The organism is Salinigranum marinum (genome assembly GCF_024228675.1).
In the GTDB taxonomy this organism is placed as follows: Archaea; Halobacteriota; Halobacteria; order Halobacteriales; family Haloferacaceae; genus Salinigranum; species Salinigranum marinum.
In genome coordinates this window covers 3,444,720-3,460,726 of the sequence record NZ_CP100461.1, presented here as the reverse complement: position 1 = coordinate 3,460,726, position 16,007 = coordinate 3,444,720, and the positions used below count along the sequence as shown (strand labels likewise).

The 16,007-nt window shown below is 68.1% G+C and carries 13 protein-coding genes; 7 read left to right on the top strand and 6 right to left on the bottom strand.

Annotated features, from left to right (window positions below; all coding sequences use genetic code 11):
• From NKJ07_RS17215 to NKJ07_RS17205, 3 genes are all read right to left on the bottom strand, one after another.
• Positions 1–726 carry an ABC transporter ATP-binding protein gene (locus NKJ07_RS17215; protein ID WP_318568020.1) on the bottom strand — a complete coding sequence of 242 codons (726 nt, stop codon included), beginning with the start codon at positions 724–726 and terminating at the stop codon, positions 1–3.
• Complete coding sequence (locus tag NKJ07_RS17210) at positions 723–1,406, bottom strand: ABC transporter ATP-binding protein (RefSeq protein WP_318568019.1); 684 nt, start codon at positions 1,404–1,406, stop codon at positions 723–725. Before NKJ07_RS17210 ends, NKJ07_RS17215 begins: the two co-directional genes overlap by 4 nt.
• Positions 1,407–1,496: 90 nt before the next feature.
• A complete protein-coding gene (locus tag NKJ07_RS17205) occupies positions 1,497–2,903 on the bottom strand; it encodes an ABC transporter substrate-binding protein (RefSeq protein ID WP_318568018.1) in 1,407 nt (468 codons plus the stop codon).
• A 226-nt stretch (positions 2,904–3,129) separates the two neighbouring features.
• Between NKJ07_RS17205 and NKJ07_RS17200 the strand changes: the two genes are divergently transcribed.
• The 5 genes from NKJ07_RS17200 (at position 3,130) to NKJ07_RS17180 (ending at position 9,315) form a co-directional block, all read left to right on the top strand.
• Positions 3,130–4,044 (top strand): branched-chain amino acid ABC transporter permease, encoded by a 915-nt coding sequence (locus NKJ07_RS17200; protein ID WP_318568017.1) that lies wholly within the window; start codon positions 3,130–3,132, stop codon positions 4,042–4,044.
• Between the two features lie 16 nt (positions 4,045–4,060).
• Entirely contained in the window at positions 4,061–5,101 is a 1,041-nt protein-coding gene (locus NKJ07_RS17195; RefSeq protein WP_318568016.1) for a branched-chain amino acid ABC transporter permease, read from the top strand.
• A 194-nt stretch (positions 5,102–5,295) separates the two neighbouring features.
• The gene (locus NKJ07_RS17190) at positions 5,296–6,717 is read left to right on the top strand and encodes an amidohydrolase family protein (protein WP_318568015.1); all 1,422 of its coding nucleotides are present in this window, start codon (positions 5,296–5,298) and stop codon (positions 6,715–6,717) included.
• Between the two features lie 93 nt (positions 6,718–6,810).
• Positions 6,811–8,208, top strand: coding sequence for a dihydroorotase (locus NKJ07_RS17185; protein ID WP_318568014.1), 1,398 nt, complete (start codon positions 6,811–6,813; stop codon positions 8,206–8,208).
• 84 nt (positions 8,209–8,292) lie between these two features.
• Complete coding sequence (locus NKJ07_RS17180) at positions 8,293–9,315, top strand: ornithine cyclodeaminase family protein (RefSeq protein WP_318568013.1); 1,023 nt, start codon at positions 8,293–8,295, stop codon at positions 9,313–9,315.
• A 68-nt stretch (positions 9,316–9,383) separates the two neighbouring features.
• On the opposite strand, the gene NKJ07_RS17175 is transcribed toward NKJ07_RS17180, so the two are convergent.
• Together NKJ07_RS17175 and NKJ07_RS17170 are read right to left on the bottom strand one after the other, a co-directional pair.
• Positions 9,384–10,778, bottom strand: coding sequence for an MmgE/PrpD family protein (locus NKJ07_RS17175; RefSeq protein WP_318568012.1), 1,395 nt, complete (start codon positions 10,776–10,778; stop codon positions 9,384–9,386).
• Between the two features lie 52 nt (positions 10,779–10,830).
• Positions 10,831–11,796 (bottom strand): asparaginase, encoded by a 966-nt coding sequence (locus NKJ07_RS17170; RefSeq protein WP_318568011.1) that lies wholly within the window; start codon positions 11,794–11,796, stop codon positions 10,831–10,833.
• A gap of 144 nt (positions 11,797–11,940) precedes the next feature.
• Between NKJ07_RS17170 and tcuA the strand changes: the two genes are divergently transcribed.
• On the top strand, positions 11,941–13,356 hold the full coding sequence (gene tcuA, locus NKJ07_RS17165; RefSeq protein WP_318568010.1) for an FAD-dependent tricarballylate dehydrogenase TcuA: 1,416 nt from the start codon (positions 11,941–11,943) through the stop codon (positions 13,354–13,356).
• Between the two features lie 26 nt (positions 13,357–13,382).
• On the opposite strand, the gene NKJ07_RS17160 is transcribed toward tcuA, so the two are convergent.
• Positions 13,383–14,405, bottom strand: a complete 1,023-nt coding sequence (locus NKJ07_RS17160; RefSeq protein ID WP_318568009.1) for an LLM class flavin-dependent oxidoreductase — start codon at positions 14,403–14,405, stop codon at positions 13,383–13,385.
• A 286-nt stretch (positions 14,406–14,691) separates the two neighbouring features.
• Between NKJ07_RS17160 and NKJ07_RS17155 the strand changes: the two genes are divergently transcribed.
• The gene (locus tag NKJ07_RS17155) at positions 14,692–15,459 is read left to right on the top strand and encodes an IclR family transcriptional regulator (RefSeq protein WP_318568008.1); all 768 of its coding nucleotides are present in this window, start codon (positions 14,692–14,694) and stop codon (positions 15,457–15,459) included.
• Positions 15,460–16,007 lie beyond the last annotated feature (548 nt).

The following is a 16,007-nucleotide window of genomic DNA, read 5'->3' as shown; positions in this document are numbered from 1 at the left end:
TCACTCGTTCTCCTCGAGCGCGAGGTACATCCGCATGAGGTCTTCCTCTCCCCGGAGGTCGCCCGGGGTGCCGTCGAAGACGGTCGTCCCGCCCTCGATGACGTACACGTAGTCGCAGTTGTCCAGCAACGCGCGAACCGACTGTTCGACGACGAGGAACGGCATGCCGGTGTCGCGGAGCCGTTTGATCTGTGCGAAGAGTTCGTCCACCAGATCGGGTGCCAGACCGGCAGAGGGTTCGTCGAGCAGGATGAGCTGTGGCTGGTTCGCCAGCGCCATCCCGAAGCTCAACATCGTCTGCTGGCCGCCGCTCAGCGTGCTCGCCTTCTGGTCCTGTTTCTCCTCCAAGACGGGGTAGAGGTCGTACACGTCGGCGAGTGCCTCCTGGAAGCGGTCGTCGTCGACGACGTAGCCGCCGACGCGGAGGTTGTCCTTGACCGTCATGTCCGGAAATACCCGGTCACCCTGGGGCATGTACGCGATCCCCCGTTCGATCAGGTTGTGCGGGGCGACCGCTTCGAGCGGGCCGCCGTCGTACCGGATCTCGCCGGCCTGCTTGTCGGCGATTCCGATGATCGTCTTGAGCAGCGTCGACTTGCCCGTCCCGTTCGGGCCGATGATGCCGACTATCTTCCCGGCCGGGACGTCGAGGTTGACGTCCTGCAGTACGTCGACCGGGCCGTAGCCCGCCGCCAGGCCTCTGACTTCGAGGACCGCGTCGGTCATGCGCCACCCCCGAGATACGCCTGTCTGACCTCCGGATCGTTCTTGATCTCGTTGATGTCGCCGTCGGCGATGAGCCGTCCCTCGTTCAGCACGAGCACCCGGTCGCAGAGCCGCGAGATAAGCGTGACGTCGTGCTCGACGATGACGAACGTCCGGTCGCCGCGACTCGTCTCGATGAGCGACGCGATCCGGTCGACGAGCTTCGGGTTGACCCCCGCCGCGGGTTCGTCGAGGAGGATGAGATCGGGGTCGAGCATCAGCACGCGCCCGATCTCCAGGAGCGTCTGCTGGCCGCCCGAGAGGTTCTCTCCCTCGGTGTCGCGCTGGTGCGTCAGATCGAGCAGGTCGAGCGTCTCGTCGACCCGCGCGGATCGCTCCTCCGCCGGGAGGTCGTAGTTGGCGACCAGCAGGTTCTCCTCGACGGTCATCTCGCCGAACGGTCGAGGGATCTGGAACGTCCGCCCGATGCCGCGCTTTGCGATCTCGTTCGCGGGGAGACCGGCGACGTCCTCGCCGTGGAGCCGGATCGACCCCTCCGTCGGGGTGTACGTGCCAGCGATGAGGTTGAACAGCGTCGTCTTCCCCGCGCCGTTCGGGCCGATGATCCCCGTGATCGGTCCGGCGTCGATGTCGACGCTGACGCCGTCGATCGCGACGATCCCACCGAACCGTTTCGTCACGTTGTCTATTTCGAGTAACATGGTGTATGAGAGTGCGTGCGTAGCCGTGGCACCCCGATAAGTTATCTGATCCGCTCGGTTCCTGCCGGCTTACTGCGTGTAGTCCGGGCGTGGGATCGACGTCGTCTCCGTGTAGCCGACTTTGGCCTCGTCCGGATAGACGCCGTACACGTCCAGCGTCCCGTCGCTCTGCTCGGGGTGGTGGGTGTCCTCGGTGAACGTGTCCGGCTGCCACTGCATCCCGGCGACGCGCACCCGCTCGTTGCGGTGGTACTCCTCGTCGTAGCTCGCGCCGAAGCCGTTTGCGAGTTCGCCGAAGGGGATGTCGAGATCGAGCACCGCCGACTCGACGTCCGCGGGCGAGAACGACGCGGTGTCCCGCGCGACCTCGGCCAGGATCTCCATACACGAGTACGTCGTGTTGGGGAGCTGTGAGATCGGGGTCTCGCCGTACTCGTCGGTGTACTGCGAGAGGATGTCGGCGACGCCGGGGGCGTACGACTCGTTGAGGTTGTAGTGGGGCTGGCTGGAGTTGATGATCCCCTCGGCGGTCGTCGAGCCGACGGCGTCAACGAAGCTTCCCAGCACGTACGCGGTCCCGTTGCCGAGACACGCCGGGACGTAGAAGTCGAGGTCCGCGGCCTGTTGCCAGAAGAGGTTCGTGTCCGCGTTGTAGCCCGAGTGGTAGACCACGTCGGGTTCGGCCTGTTTGAACCGTTCGATCGCCGACGAGAGGTCGCTCGTCTCGAACGCCGGGTAGCCGATCTCCTCGGCGACCTCGTAGCCGTACTCCTCCTGCTGGGCGTTCACTTCGTCGCGGGTCGCGCTCCCGAACTCGCCGTTCTCGTAGAGGATGACGAGCGAGAGGTCCTCGGTCGGCTTCTCCAGCGCGGGTGCGATCACGTTGTCGAGGAGTCGCCCGGCCAACTGCCCGTACGTCGTCGTCCGGGCGTTGCTGTGGAAGACGTTCTGGTAGCCCGGCTCGCTGATCGACGGCGCGAAGCCCGTGGTCTCCCAGTACACCTTGTCGTAGCGGGCCGCGGCCTCAGAGGAGGCCTTGGCGATACTGCTCGAGAACGAGCCGATGATCACGTCGACGTCGTCGGACGTGGCGAACGCCTGGACGTTGCTCACGCCCGCGTCGGAGTTCTGGGCGTCCCGCTTGATGATCTCGAACTCCCGACCGTTGACGCCACCGTTGGCGTTGATCGTCTGCACGGCCAGTTCGACGCCGCGCGCCGACTCGGTGCCCGACAGGGCGAGTCCGCCCGAGAGCGGGAAGTTCAGCCCGAGCGTGATCGGTCCCTCGCCTCCGGTAGAGCCCGTCGCGGTTCCCGTCGATTCGTCGGAGCCGCCGTCGGAGGAACCGCCGTCGGACGAGCCACCGTCCGACGAACCGCCGTCGCCACCGTCGCCACCGGCGCAGCCGGCGAGCCCGGCGACACCGCCTGCACCGATCGTCTGCAACACTCTCCTGCGGTTGATAGTATTTGTCATAGCTACGTAACACGTAATCTGTCACCCTTATTTAAATCTTTTCCTACGGCGGTCATCGAGAATGCATCGGATGAAAACTCCTTACCCACATAGGTTGTGTATGTAGATGCTAAGGGGCATAAGAGACTGAACTTCGGAACCCACTCGCGGTCGTCGTATCGGCATACCGAGGGTGACACTGGCCGTCGACAACAGCTTTAATTATCACGGGCATCCCTGACAAGGTATGATAGACCTCGGGTTATGGGCACAGCTCGTGACCAATGGCCTCCTTACCGGTGGTATCCTCGCACTGATGGCGATGGGGCTCACGCTGGTGTTCGGCGTGATGGACATCGTCAACGTCGCACACGGCACGTACGTGTTGCTCGCGATGTATCTCGCACACGTCCTGTGGGCCTTCTTCGGGATCGACCCGTTCGTGGCGACGCTCGTCGTCGGTCCGGTGTTCTTCCTGTTCGGTGTCGTCAGCGAGCAGGTAGTCATCAAGCGCGTCATCGACGAGTCGATCGCCGCACAGGTGTTCGCCACCCTCGGCCTGCTGTGGATCTTCCAGAACTTCGCGCAACTGCTGTTCGGCTCCGCACCGCGGAGCGCCGGTGCCGGCTACGGCGGGATCTCGGTGCTCGGTGTCGACATCCAGGAGGTCCGTCTCTACGGTTTCGTCGTCGCGATCGTCCTGACTGGGATCCTCTACCTGTTCTTGTACCGGACGAAGATCGGCCTGGCGATCCGGGCGACCGCGCAGTCCCCGACGCTCGCCCGGCCGTTCGGCGTCAACATCGACCGCATCTACACCCTCACGTTCGGGCTGGGGATCGGCCTCGCCGGCGTGGGCGGAAGCGTCCTCATCGCGACGCGCTCGGTCGTGCCGATCAGCGCGAACTTTCTCCTCCTCGTGGCGTTCGTCATCGTGACGCTCGGGGGGCTCGGGAGCATCACCGGCGCGCTCACCGCCGGACTCGGGATCGGCGTCATCGACTCGTTCATCAGCTACTACATCTCGCCGTCGCTCGCGCCGCCGATCTACTTCGCCCTCTTCATCGCCGTGTTGATCCTCCGGTCGACCGGTCGGGGGACGATGATCCGCTATCGGATCAATCAGCTGTTCGCCGGTCGAACCGGGGGGATGAGCCATTAGCACTCTGCAAGGTGGCGTGCGAGACGTCGCCTCGGCGCTGGCCCGGCCGCCCGTCTACCTGGGGATCGCGCTGGTGATCGCCGCGGCGTTCCTGCCCGGCGTCCTCGCCACGAAGTGGGTCCACCTCCTGATCCTGACGTACATCATCACGGTCGCGGCGATCTCGTGGAACCTCATCGGTGGGTTCGGCGGGCAAATCTCGCTCGGGAACTCGGTGTTCTTCGGGCTCACCGGCTACAGCATCGGGATCCTCATGGTGACGTTCGAGCTCCCGTACATCGTCGCGTTCGCCGTCGGGATGGTCCTGACCGTCATGGCGGCGCTCGTCATCGGCTACCCGTCGTTCAAGCTGACGGGCCACTACTTCGCGCTCGCGACGATCACGGTCGTCGAAGGGATGCGCTTTCTCGCCCGTTACTTCAGGGACTTCACTGGCGGTGAGCGGGGCTTCTCGCTGGTCCCCGCGACAGTCACCGGCGATCCCCTCCTGAACCTCTCGCAGACCGGCCACTACCGCCTCGCCCTCGGCCTTTTGGTCGTCGCGTTCTTGATGTCGGTCTGGTTCCGCTACTCGAAGATCGGCTACTACATGATGGCGATCCGCGACGACCAGGTGGCGGCCTCGTCGCTCGGGATCGACGTCCCACGGTACAAGATGTACACCTGGCTGCTCTGTGCGGTGCTCACGGGGCTGGCCGGTGCGATGTACGCGACGTACATCCAGTACCTCGACCCGCAGTACATGTTCTCCGTGAACCAGTCCGTGCTGTACGCCATCACCCCGGTGATCGGCGGCGCCGGGACGCTGCTCGGTCCGATCATCGGGACGTTCCTCGTCTTCCCGATGCAGCACATGGCGATCACCGAGTTCGGCGGGGCGTACGGGTCGGCGACCTACATGGTCTACGGGGCACTCCTCATCGTGCTCATCGTCTACGCGCCCGACGGCGTCCTCCCGAAGCTCCGGTTCATCGGCGAGTGGGTCAACCGCCACGCCCCCCGGCGTGCCCCCGCAGAGTCCGAGGCGAGTTCGACGGAGTCACCGCCCGACCCCTGACCGCCGCCCGTCCGTTCCTCCTCGCTTCCTTTTCACACGCTGATCCGACGCCCGGACCGACGACCGAGCCTCGCGTGCCTCCCTGACCGACGTGTCCGAGGGATTCCGCGGTGTTAAGTGGCGCGTCGGTCAACACCGCACCGGAGCCTGAAACAGTGGTTGACATACTCATACGTGGCGGGACCGTCGTCACGATGGATCCCAGTCGGACGGTAGTGAAAGACGGCGCGGTGGCGATCGACGGCGGCACGATTCGCGCCGTCGGGCCCGTCGACGAACTCACCGCGGCACACGACGCCGACCGCGTCGTCGACGCGCGTGGACACGTCGTGCTCCCGGGCTTTATCAACGCACACGTCCACGTGGCCGATATTCTGTCCCGCGGGTTCGGAAAGCGGAGACGGCTGTACGACTGGCTGTTCAACGCGAAGCGGCCGTTCGTGGCGGCAATGGACGCCGACGACCACGCGGTGGCCGCGGCGTTGTACTGCGCGGAGTCGCTGCAGGGCGGCATCACGACCTTCGTCGAGAACGCCGGGGGGACGGGAACGGGGTACGACGACGACGTCATCGCTCGGAAGCTGGCCGTCTACGAGGCGGCCGGCGTGCGCAACATCTACGCCCACGGCTTCCTCGACGAGGCGTCCGACGACGCGCTCGACGCGTACGTCCGGACGCAGCTCCGGAAAGAGTCGGACGTCGTCCACCCCGAGAGCGAGCCCGTCGATACCGACGAGGCGATCAGCCGAACCGAGTCCCTGATCGAGCGGTACCACGGCACGAGCGACGGGCGTCAATCGGTCTGGCCCGCGCCGTACCTCGCCTGGGGCGTCTCGGCGGAGGGTCTCGAACGGGCGTACGACCTCGCCGAGCGGTACGACGTGATGACGACGACCCACGCCGCGGAGACGCCGGAGCAGGAGCGACACCTCGCCTCGAGCATCGAGCACCTCGACGCCGCCGGCTACCTGGGCGAGCGGACGCTGCTCGGCCACTGCGTGCAGGTGTCCGAGCGTGACATCGGACTGCTCGCGCGGTCGAACACGAGCGTCTCACACAACATCGCGACGAACCTCGCGCTCGGCTCCGGCGTCGCACCGGTGCCGTCGCTCCTCTCCTCGGGAGTCGCGGTCGGTCTCGGCACCGACAACTCGTGTCAGAACGACACGACGAGCGTGATCGCCGACATGCGGCTGGCGGCACTGTCACACCAGGGGAAGACCGGGGACCCCGCCGCCGTGACCGCAGAACGGGTCCTCGAGATGGCGACGATCCGGGGAGCGCGGGCGATCGGCCGGGGCGACGACCTCGGCTCCCTGGAGGCCGGGAAGCGAGCGGACGTCGTCTGTCTCGACACGTCGTTCGCACACCTCCGCGCGGAGCCGAACCCCGCGGCGTGCGTCGTCTATCAGGCGCTCGGCCACGAGGTCGACACCGTCGTCTGTGACGGCCGCGTCGTCTACGAGGACGGACGGGCCCCGGGCGTCGTCGACCGCTACCCGGAGCTGGCGGCCGAAGCCGACCGCCGGGCGTCGACTATCGCCGACCGGGCCGGGCTCGACGCGCTCGGCGACGCGGAGTGGTCCCCCTCGCTCTCGCCCTCGGGGTCGTCGTAATCCGTCGGGCGAGCAGGCCACAGGAACGGGCGGCGAGAGCCGGGGACCCGCGTCGCCCCCGAAGGTTATAGTACTCCGCGGGGATGGTCCGGCATGGACGAACTCGACAGTCTGTTCGTAAACGGGAGAGTCATCACGCCCGATGGACCCCTCGACGGGGACGTCGCGGTCGGCGTCACCGATGGAACCATCGCGGCCATCGGCACACCGGCGTCCCTGCCGAGCGCCGATCGCGTCGTCGACCTCGACGGGCAGTATCTGCTCCCGGGGGTCGTCGACTGTCACGTGCACACCCGGTCGCCGGGCGACGAGCACAAGGAGGACTGGACGACCATCACGCGGGCGGCGGCCGCGGGTGGCGTCACGACGCTCATCGCGATGCCGAACACCGACCCGATCGTCTCGACGCCCGACCGACTCCGCCGGGTGTACGAGATTGCCGACCGGGACGCGCTCGTCGACTTCCAGTCGTACGGCGTGCTCACGGCGGAGAACACGGCCCAGGTGACGCCGCTGGCGGAGGCCGGCGCGGCCGGCTACAAGGTGTTCCTCGGGACGACGTTCGGCGAGATCGAGCCGCCGAACGACGGCCAGCTGTTCGACGCGATGAAGGAGATCGCCGAGACGGGCCTCCGGGTGGGCTTTCACGAGGAGAACGACGACATCCTCTCGTTTTACGAGGCCGAGACCAAGGCGGCGGGGCGGAACCGGGCGCTCGACCACGCGCGGTCGCGCCCCGTCGTCGCGGAGGCCGAGGCGGTCCAGCGCACCACGCTCTTCTCGGAGCACACGGGCTGTCCCGTCCACATGTTCCACCTCTCGTCGGGGACCGCCGCGGAGATCGTCGCCAGGGGGAAGGCCCGCGGCGTGAACGTCAGCGCGGAGACGTGCCCGCACTACCTCTGGTTCGACGAGGACGTCTACGCCGAGAAGGGCAACGCCGCCCGCGTCCAGCCGCCGATCCGGTCGACTGCGGAGCGCGACCGGCTCTGGGAGGTGGGAATCGACGGCGACGGTGTCGACTGCGTCGCGACCGACCACGCCCCCCACACCGACGAGGAGAAGGGGCTCTCCGACCCGTTCGGGAACACCTGGGAGTCCATCTCGGGGTTCGTGGGCGTCGAGACCGAGGTCCCGGCGATGGCGACGTTCGTCGACGAGGGGCGGCTCTCGCTCGGCGAGTGGATCCGGCTTCACTGTGTCCGCCCGGCCAAGCTCTGGGGGCTCTACCCGCAGAAAGGCTCGCTGCAAGTGGGAACCGACGCGGACTTCACCGTCGTCGATCCGGCGGTCGAGTGGACGCTCGATCGGCGGTCCCTGCACTCGAAGAGCACGGCGACGCCGTTCGACGGCGCACGGTTCCGCGGGCGGGCGACGATGACCGTCGTCCGCGGGTCGGTCGTCTACGCCGAGGGCGAGGTGCTGGCCAGCCCCGGCGACGGCGAGCGGGTGCCCGTCGGCGAGACCGTCGACGCGAGCGCCCTCGAGTAGTCCGTCGCCGTCGTGTCGAACGCGAGTCGGCCGCGGCGACACCGCGCCGGAACCCCTTTTAACTCCCCCGACGCAGGGGTGGACATGCGTGGCGCACTCTACCTCAGCAGCGAGGACGTCGCCGGACTGGCGACGACGACCGACTTCGTCGACGCGGTGAGACGGGCGTACCGCGAGCGGGGCGACGGCGCCCCGACGCACCCCCGGGTGACGCTCCGGCGCGACGAGCCGGCCGGGCTCCTCAACAGTTACACGGCGATCCTCCCCGACACCGGCGTCGCGGGCGGCTACGTCTACACGGCGGGCTTCGCCGACGGCGAGGCCCGCTTGACGACGCCCCTCTTCGACGCCGAGACGGGCGCGGTGCTCGCGATCGTCGACGGCGCGTACCTCAACACCTACAAGACGGGGGCGGCGGGTGCGGTCGCCGTCGACGCGCTCGCCCGGCCGGACGCCACGACGGTCGCCGTCGTCGGCAGCGGGGCGCAGGCGCGCGGCCAGCTGCGGGCCGTCGCGACGGTCCGGGAGTTCGAGGCGGCCCGGGTGTTCTCGCCGACGCCGGCCCACCGCGAGCAGTTCGCCGACGAGATGACCGACGTGACCGGGCTCCCGGTCGAGGCGTGCGACTCGGCGGCCGCCGCCGTCGACGGGGCCGACGTGGTCGTCACCGCGACGAACGCGAGCGAGCCGGTGGTCGCGAGCGACGACCTCGCCGACGGCGCACACGTCAACGCCATCGGACAGTACGACCCCGAAAAGCGCGAACTCGACGCCGAGACGATCCGTCGCGCGACGTACGTGCCGGACCTGCGCGAGCGGGTCTTCCAGGACGCCGGCGCGTTTCTCCAGGCGCGCGAGGCCGGTGTCGTCGACGACGATCACATCCACGCGGAACTGGGCGCGGTCGTCGCCGGGCACGCTCCCGGCCGAACGTCGCCGGACAAACTCACCGTCTTCGACAGCGGCGGGACGGCGCTGGAGACGCTCGCGGCCGCCGCGCTCTGTTACCGGAAGGCCGAGGCGGCCGGCCGTGGCCGCCGGATCGAGTTCGCCGACGCCTCCGAGGTGTACGAGGGCAAACACGGCGACACCTCCGAGGAGCTGTAGTCACGGCCCCGCGCCCACTCGCAGAGTCGGAGCCGAACGCAGCGGACAGTGAGAAAACCGCGTTAGGGTTACGCCAGCACGGGCGCGAGCAGCGTCGAGACGTCAGCGACCGAGCGAACGTCGAGGAGTCGGTCGCGGAGCCGGTCGACGTCCCGGTCGGGGAGAACGTCGCCCGCGAGGCGATCGAACTTCGCCAGCACCTCCTCGCGCGTGAACGGGCTGTCGCCGCCCCCGCGGGCGTCGCGGACGGTCTCGGTCAGCGTCGTCCCGTCCGCGAGGTCGATCGTGAGGCGGGCACCCCACTCGCCGTCGGCGCTGCGCGCCTCGAACGCCTCGTCCGCGACGACGTCGACCCGCTCGGCTAGCGACCGAACGCGGTCGTCGGCGACGAGCGCCTCGGTGAACGCGTCGACGCCCGATCCACCGGTGACGAGCGACGCGGCCAGGGCGTACGGCGTCGAGAACTTCGCCGCGAGGACGTTCTCCGGGCGCGTCGAGTCGAGACGGAGCCCGAGTTCGAACGTCTCAACCGCGATCCGCTCGACGTCGGCGGGGTCGACCGTCGTCCGCTGGCGGATCCGATCGAGCGCGTCGAGTGGGGCGTGGGCGTACCGGCAGGCCGCGTGCTGTTTCACGTAGCTGTCGGCGAGGTAGTAGCGTTCGCCGAGCGTTTCGAAGGGCGCGAGGAGCGCCGGCGTCACGGGTCGCGCGGCGGTGTAGGGCAGGAGACACCCCTCGATCGCCCCCTCGACGCCCGTGAGGCCGGCGTCGGCCAGGCCGGCCGCCGTGATCCCGTGGTGACAGCAGGCACCGGTGTAGACGTCGCGGACGGTCGCGCCGGTCAGCGCCGCGTCCCAGTGTCCGACGACGAAGGGCGTGACAGCCATCCGGATGGCCGCCGTCATCGCCCGTTCGTCCAGCCCGAGCAGTCGGCCCGCCGCGACCGTCCCGCTGACGGGTGCCCACCCCCCGTGTGGGTGGAGGCCGTCGCGCATCGGGCGGATAACGTCGCCGAGCCGAGCACCGACCTCGTAGCCGGCTACGAGCGCGCCGAACAGCGCGTCCCCCGAGGCACCGACCGACTCGGCGACCGCGAGCGCCGGCGGCACCGTGTGGATTCCCGGGTGGGCCGAGCGCTGGTTCCCCTCGTCGAGTTCGAGCGTCGTCCCGCCGGCGGCGTTGAGGTAGGCGGCGACCGCCGGGGACCGGCGGTCCGCGGTCGCGAACGTCGTCGCTCCGTCCGCCTGGGTGCCACCCCAGAGCCGCGCGAGCGCCCCCGCGGCGTCGACGACGTGCGGCGTCGTGCTCCCCCGGAGCGAGACGCCGACGGTGTCGAGCAATACCAGTGCGGCGCGGTCGCAGATCGCCTGTGGGGCGTCGTCGGGGTCGAACGAGACGGCGTACGCGGCGGCGCGTCGGGCGATATCCGGTCCGTCCTCGTCGGTCGTGGCTGTCGGTGACATGCCCCACCTTCCGGCCCGCGGTATATATACTGTCGGGGCGGGTCGATCCGACTCACGCGCCGGGCGACGCGAACAGCTCGTCGAGGGCCATCCCAGCGGCGAGCCCCACGAGGAGTTTGATCCGCGCCTTCGACGCCGAGAGCGCGCCGGCGAACAGCGCGCCGTGGTCGGCGAGCACCTGCCCGCCGCCGCCGCCGTACACCGGCGCGACCGACCCCGCGTGACACCGGCTCGCCACGACGACCGGGACGCCCGCGTCGACCGCGTCCGCGACCGCGTCCGCGACCGGTTCGGGCGCGTTCCCCAGCCCGGTGCACTCAAGGACGACCCCGTCGACGCCCGCGTCGACCGCCCGCCTGAGTTGGCGGTCGGTGACGCCGATGCCGGTCGAAACGACGGCGACGGTCCCGGTCGGTGGCTCCGCCAGCGGGACCGTGGGCGTCCGGCTTCCGAACGCGCGGTGTCGCTCGACGCCGGCGGGGCCGAACGAGGCGACCGGCCCCGCGTCGGGCGAGGCAAAGGCGTCCGGCCGCCAGGTGTGGGCTTTCACCACGTCGGCGGCGGCGTGGAGCTCGCCGTTGAGCAGCACGTAGCTCCCGCCGCCCGCGACGACGTCCGGCGTCGCGGCGGCCGCGACCGCGTCGCGAATGTTCGCCGGTCCGTCGGCACCCGGCTGGTCGGGCCGACGCTGGGCCCCCGTGAACACGACCGGCGGCCCGTCGTCGACGGTCAGGTCGAGGTAGTACGCGCTCTCCTCGACGGTGTCGGTGCCGTGGAGGACGACGACGCCCGACCCGCTCCCCCAGTCGCGGACGCGCCGGCGGACGCCGGCGAGCGTCTCGAACGTCATGTCCACGCTCGGGCACCGGGCGACGTCCTCGACCACGACCCGTCCGTCGAGCGCCGGCACCGCGGCGACGAGTTCGTCGCCCCTCTCCGTGGGGCGGGCACCCGCCCCGTCTCCGGCCGTGCTTGCGATCGTTCCGCCCGTCGCGAGAACCAGTACGCGGTCGTTCATACGCTGAGATACCCACGAGGGTACAAAACGTCTCCCCAGGGTTGGCTCGGCCGTCGAGGTCGGGCCGGCCGACAGGCCGGAGCGGCTGACAGGTGCAGGAAGGTTTAAGCCCTCCCCGTCCAGCGGTTCAGCCGTTCGAGACCTATGCGATCACACAGCTACGACGTCGTCGTCATCGGCTGCGGCATGGCCGGGCTCTCGGCCGGCCTCCGCGCGGCGGAGCTCGGTCGGTCGGTCGCCGTGTTGGAGAAGGCACCGAAGGAGGATCGTGGCGGGCAGACGGGGTACAGCGAGTCGTTCCGCGTCCCCTCGGCGGACTGTGACCTGTCGCCGTGGGGGTACGAGTTCGACGTCCCGGACTACACCGCCGACGAGTTCTACCAGGACATCATGGACCGGACGAGCGGCCACGCCGACCCGGAGTTGGCCCGGACGCTGGTCGACGACGCCGCGGAGACGGTCGAGTGGCTGACCGGCCACGGCGTCGACTGGGACATGGAGCCCCTGGCCGTCGGCTACACCGTCGGGCGGACCTGGTTCGACAACGATCAACTGCTCGCGGCGCTCCTCGACGCCATCGCGGACCACGGGGGCGACGTGTTCTACCGCACGGGAATGCGATCGATCGAACTCGCCGACGACGGGAGCGTCGCGGCCGTCGAGGCGAGGGACCCGAAGGGACGGCTCCGGTTCGACTGCGGCGCGGCGGTGTTGGCCTGCGGCGCGTACGAGTCCAGCCCCGAGAAGCGGACGCGGTACTACGGGCCCGGCTTCGACGACATGAAGGTCCGTGGGAGCGGCTACAACACCGGCGAGGCGATCGAGGCGGCGATCGACGCGGGGGCGAACGCGGTCGGACAGTGGAGCGGCGCGCACATGGCGATCATCGACGCGAACGCGCCCGACACCGGCGGCGGTGCCAACCGGGTCGACGGCTACCAGTACGGCGTCATCCTGAACGTGGACGGACGGCGGTTCGTCGACGAGGGGGAGAACGCCCGAGCACACACGTACGCGAAGTTCGGCCGGAAGATCTTCCAGCAGCCGGAGCATCTCGCGTACATCCTGCTGGACGCGAAGACACACGACCTCGTCCGGGCGACGGGGCCGTCGGAACCGCACGTCGCTGAGTCGCTGCCGGAGCTCTGTGCGACGATCGACGTCGACAAAGAGGTCGCACTGGAGACGCTCGTGGCGTTCAACGAGGCGTGTGATCCCGGCGAGTTCGACCCACACACCCTCGACGGGAACGACGCGGACTGTCGACCGCCGAAGTCGAACTGGGCGCTCCCGCTGGACGAGCCACCCTTCTACGCGTACGCGGTGACCGGCGGGATCACGTTCGGCTTCGGCGGCGTCGAGATCACGACCGACGCGGCGGTGATCGACGACCGTGGGGAGCCCATCCCGGGCTTCTTCGCCGCCGGAAACGCCACCGGGCAGTTGTTCTACGACAACTACCCGGGGGGCACCGGACTCACCAACGCCGCGGTGTACGGGCGGCGAGCCGCCGAGTCGGTCGACGACTACCTCGCGACGCCCCGTTCGGCCGAACAGTAGCCGCCGGCGTCGGGCCGGCCGCCGCCTCACTCGGCGAAGTGAGGCATGACTTCGTCGGCGATGATCCGCATCGACTTCGCGGCCTTGTCGGTGTCGAGCCCCGGGAAGTGCATCCGCAGGAGCACCTCGTCCATCTCGACTGCGTCCTCGTACCGTTCGAGTTCCTCGATGGCGGTTTCGGGCCCGCCGATGATGAACCGCCCGTCGGCGTGCTCGCGAAGCTCCTCGACGGCCTCCTCGCGGTTCTCGGGGTCGAACGAGTGGCCGATGTCCTCGTAGTCGCCGTAGACGTCGGCGTACTCGTACAGGAGCGCGTCGCCGACCTCCTCCCACGCCGTCTCGTCGTCCTCGGCGACGTACGCCTCCCGCCGGAGCGGCTTGCGGACCTCGTCGAACGAGCGGCCGGCGTCGTCGAGCGCTTCGCGGTAGACGTCGGTGCTATCGGCCAGTTCGGCGCGCGACTCGATCGGGCTCATGCTCCAGACGTCCGCCCGGTGGGCCGCCCGCTTGATCGCCAGTTCCGACTGCCCGCCGTACCACAGCGGGATCGGCTGCTGGACGGGCCGCGGCATCAGCGTCACGTCCTCGACGTCGAACACCTTGCCGTCGAACGTGACGGACTCCTCGGTGGTGAGCCGCCGGATGAGCTTCATTCCCTCGATCGTGCGACCCGCGCGCTCGCTCTTGTCGACCCCGAAGACGCGGAACTCCTCGTCCCGCCAGCCGACAGCGACCCCGAGTTTGAACCGCCCGCCGGAGAGGAGGTCGAGCACCACCGCCCGCTCGGCGACCTTCACCGGGTTGTGGAGCGGGAGGATGACGATGTTGGTCACCAGATCGACCTCGTCCGTGACCGCCGCGAGCCCGCCGAGCAAAACGAACGGCTCGGGAACCCACCCGTCGGGGAGGAAGTGGTGTTCGGCGACTGAGAGGGTGCTGTAGCCGAGGGATTCGGCCTCGGCCGCCTGGTTCAGCGTCTCTCGGTAGACCCGCTCCCACTCGCCCTCCGGGGATTGACAGCTGTAGTGAATACCGAATTCGAGCGCCATGTCACGGCAACGCGCCCGCCAGTCAAAAAACTCCCGACAGTAGCATGGGTTCCGTCGCCCGTCCGGAACCGGCGACGCGCGTCGGGATCGTCGGGGGGCGTCGTCCGCCCGAACCCACACGCCGACGGCGGCCACGGGATGTGAGCCATTCGAGAAACCCGAACGAAATCCGATCGGGTATCGTCGGCCTCGTGTCCCCCATTGACGGCCCGAATCCCGGGTCTAGATCGGGTGAAAGTCTTTCGGCAATACCGAATTATATACAAGAGCGGCCTAAAGGCGTGGTATGACACCCGGTACAGACGGCGACTCGCTCAAGACCCTCTCGACGGCGTTCGAGATCGTAGACGCCATCCAGGAACTCGACGGGGCGCGGGTCACCGAACTCGCCTCGCACCTCGACCTCCCGCCGAGCACCGTCCACGGCTACCTCTCGACGCTCCGTTACAACTCGTATCTGGTGAAGGAGGGCGACAGCTACTACGTCGGGCTGGAGTTCCTCAACAAGGGAGGGTACGCGCGCTCCCGGAAACAGGGGTACGCGCTCGTCGAGGACAAGGTGGAGCAGTTGGCCGAGCGGACGGGCGAGCGGGTCCAGTTCGTCGTCGAGGAGAACGGGCGCGGCTACTACATCTACACCGCGATCGGGGAGAACGCGGTCGAGGCGGACGCGCGGGCGGGCAAACGGATCTTCCTCCACGACAGCTCCGCCGGCAAGTCGATCCTCGCACACCTGCCCGAGGCGCGGGTCGACGAGATCATCGACCGCTGGGGGCTGCCCGAGTTCACCGCGGAGACGATCACGGACCGCGCGGAGCTGTACGACGAACTCGCCACCGTGCGCGAGCGCGGGTTCGCCCTCAACCGCGAGGAGTCACACGCCGGCCTCCGGGCGGTCGGTGCGCCGGTCCGACACCCCGCCAGACACGTCCTCGGCGCGTTCAGCCTCTCCGGACCCAGCAACCGCCTGAAAGGCGAGTACTTCGAACGGGAACTCCCCGACATGATCCTCGGGCTGACGAACGAGATCGAACTCAACATGAGCTACCTGTGAACTGACCGGCCAGGGTCTCCGCTTCGACGGCATCATATTACAGCAGTATGAGTGTAACAGCAGCCGGCCACAGTGTCTCGCCGTCGGGACGGTGTGTGCGTCGTGGCGCATCAAATAGTTCGATATTTTCGAACCGTATTGGTTCGATAAACGACACGTTTCGACGTATACAATTAAATCGTTGTTTTTGTGGCACTCAGTATTTCAACTTTATTTTTGTTTTTGTCCCTATTAACCATTTATATTCGTATTATATCTAGTATTTAAGATTGTTTTCTTCTTTTTACCTCGTATTATATTTGTTCCTCCTGGCAGTAGTGCAAATAGATATATTTGCTACGACGAGTGCCGGTCAACGGAACCACACCCAGCAGCGACCGGTCGGAACCGGGAAACGTCGGGAGTTCCGCGGTTTCGACGCTCACGGCGGCGACAAAGCGTATTGAACGAGCCCATGACTCCGTCGTCAAGCGCTCTTCGACATTGTCGAATAGGCCGACTGGGTGGTTCCAGGGGAACCGCGAATCGCGCGTGCAGCCACGCGACGG

Bases quoted from the DNA above. Each gene is read 5' to 3' on its own strand.
- NKJ07_RS17205 (WP_318568018.1), bottom strand. From the start codon at position 2,903: ATGACAAATACTATCAACCGCAGGAGAGTGTTGCAGACGATCGGTGCA.
- NKJ07_RS17185 (WP_318568014.1), top strand. From the start codon at position 6,811: ATGGACGAACTCGACAGTCTGTTCGTAAACGGGAGAGTCATCACGCCC.
- NKJ07_RS17215 (WP_318568020.1), bottom strand. From the start codon at position 726: ATGACCGACGCGGTCCTCGAAGTCAGAGGCCTGGCGGCGGGCTACGGC.
- tcuA (WP_318568010.1), top strand. From the start codon at position 11,941: ATGCGATCACACAGCTACGACGTCGTCGTCATCGGCTGCGGCATGGCC.
- NKJ07_RS17190 (WP_318568015.1), top strand. From the start codon at position 5,296: ATGGATCCCAGTCGGACGGTAGTGAAAGACGGCGCGGTGGCGATCGAC.
- NKJ07_RS17160 (WP_318568009.1), bottom strand. From the start codon at position 14,405: ATGGCGCTCGAATTCGGTATTCACTACAGCTGTCAATCCCCGGAGGGC.
- NKJ07_RS17180 (WP_318568013.1), top strand. From the start codon at position 8,293: ATGCGTGGCGCACTCTACCTCAGCAGCGAGGACGTCGCCGGACTGGCG.
- NKJ07_RS17200 (WP_318568017.1), top strand. From the start codon at position 3,130: ATGATAGACCTCGGGTTATGGGCACAGCTCGTGACCAATGGCCTCCTT.
- NKJ07_RS17175 (WP_318568012.1), bottom strand. From the start codon at position 10,778: ATGTCACCGACAGCCACGACCGACGAGGACGGACCGGATATCGCCCGA.
- NKJ07_RS17170 (WP_318568011.1), bottom strand. From the start codon at position 11,796: ATGAACGACCGCGTACTGGTTCTCGCGACGGGCGGAACGATCGCAAGC.
- NKJ07_RS17155 (WP_318568008.1), top strand. From the start codon at position 14,692: ATGACACCCGGTACAGACGGCGACTCGCTCAAGACCCTCTCGACGGCG.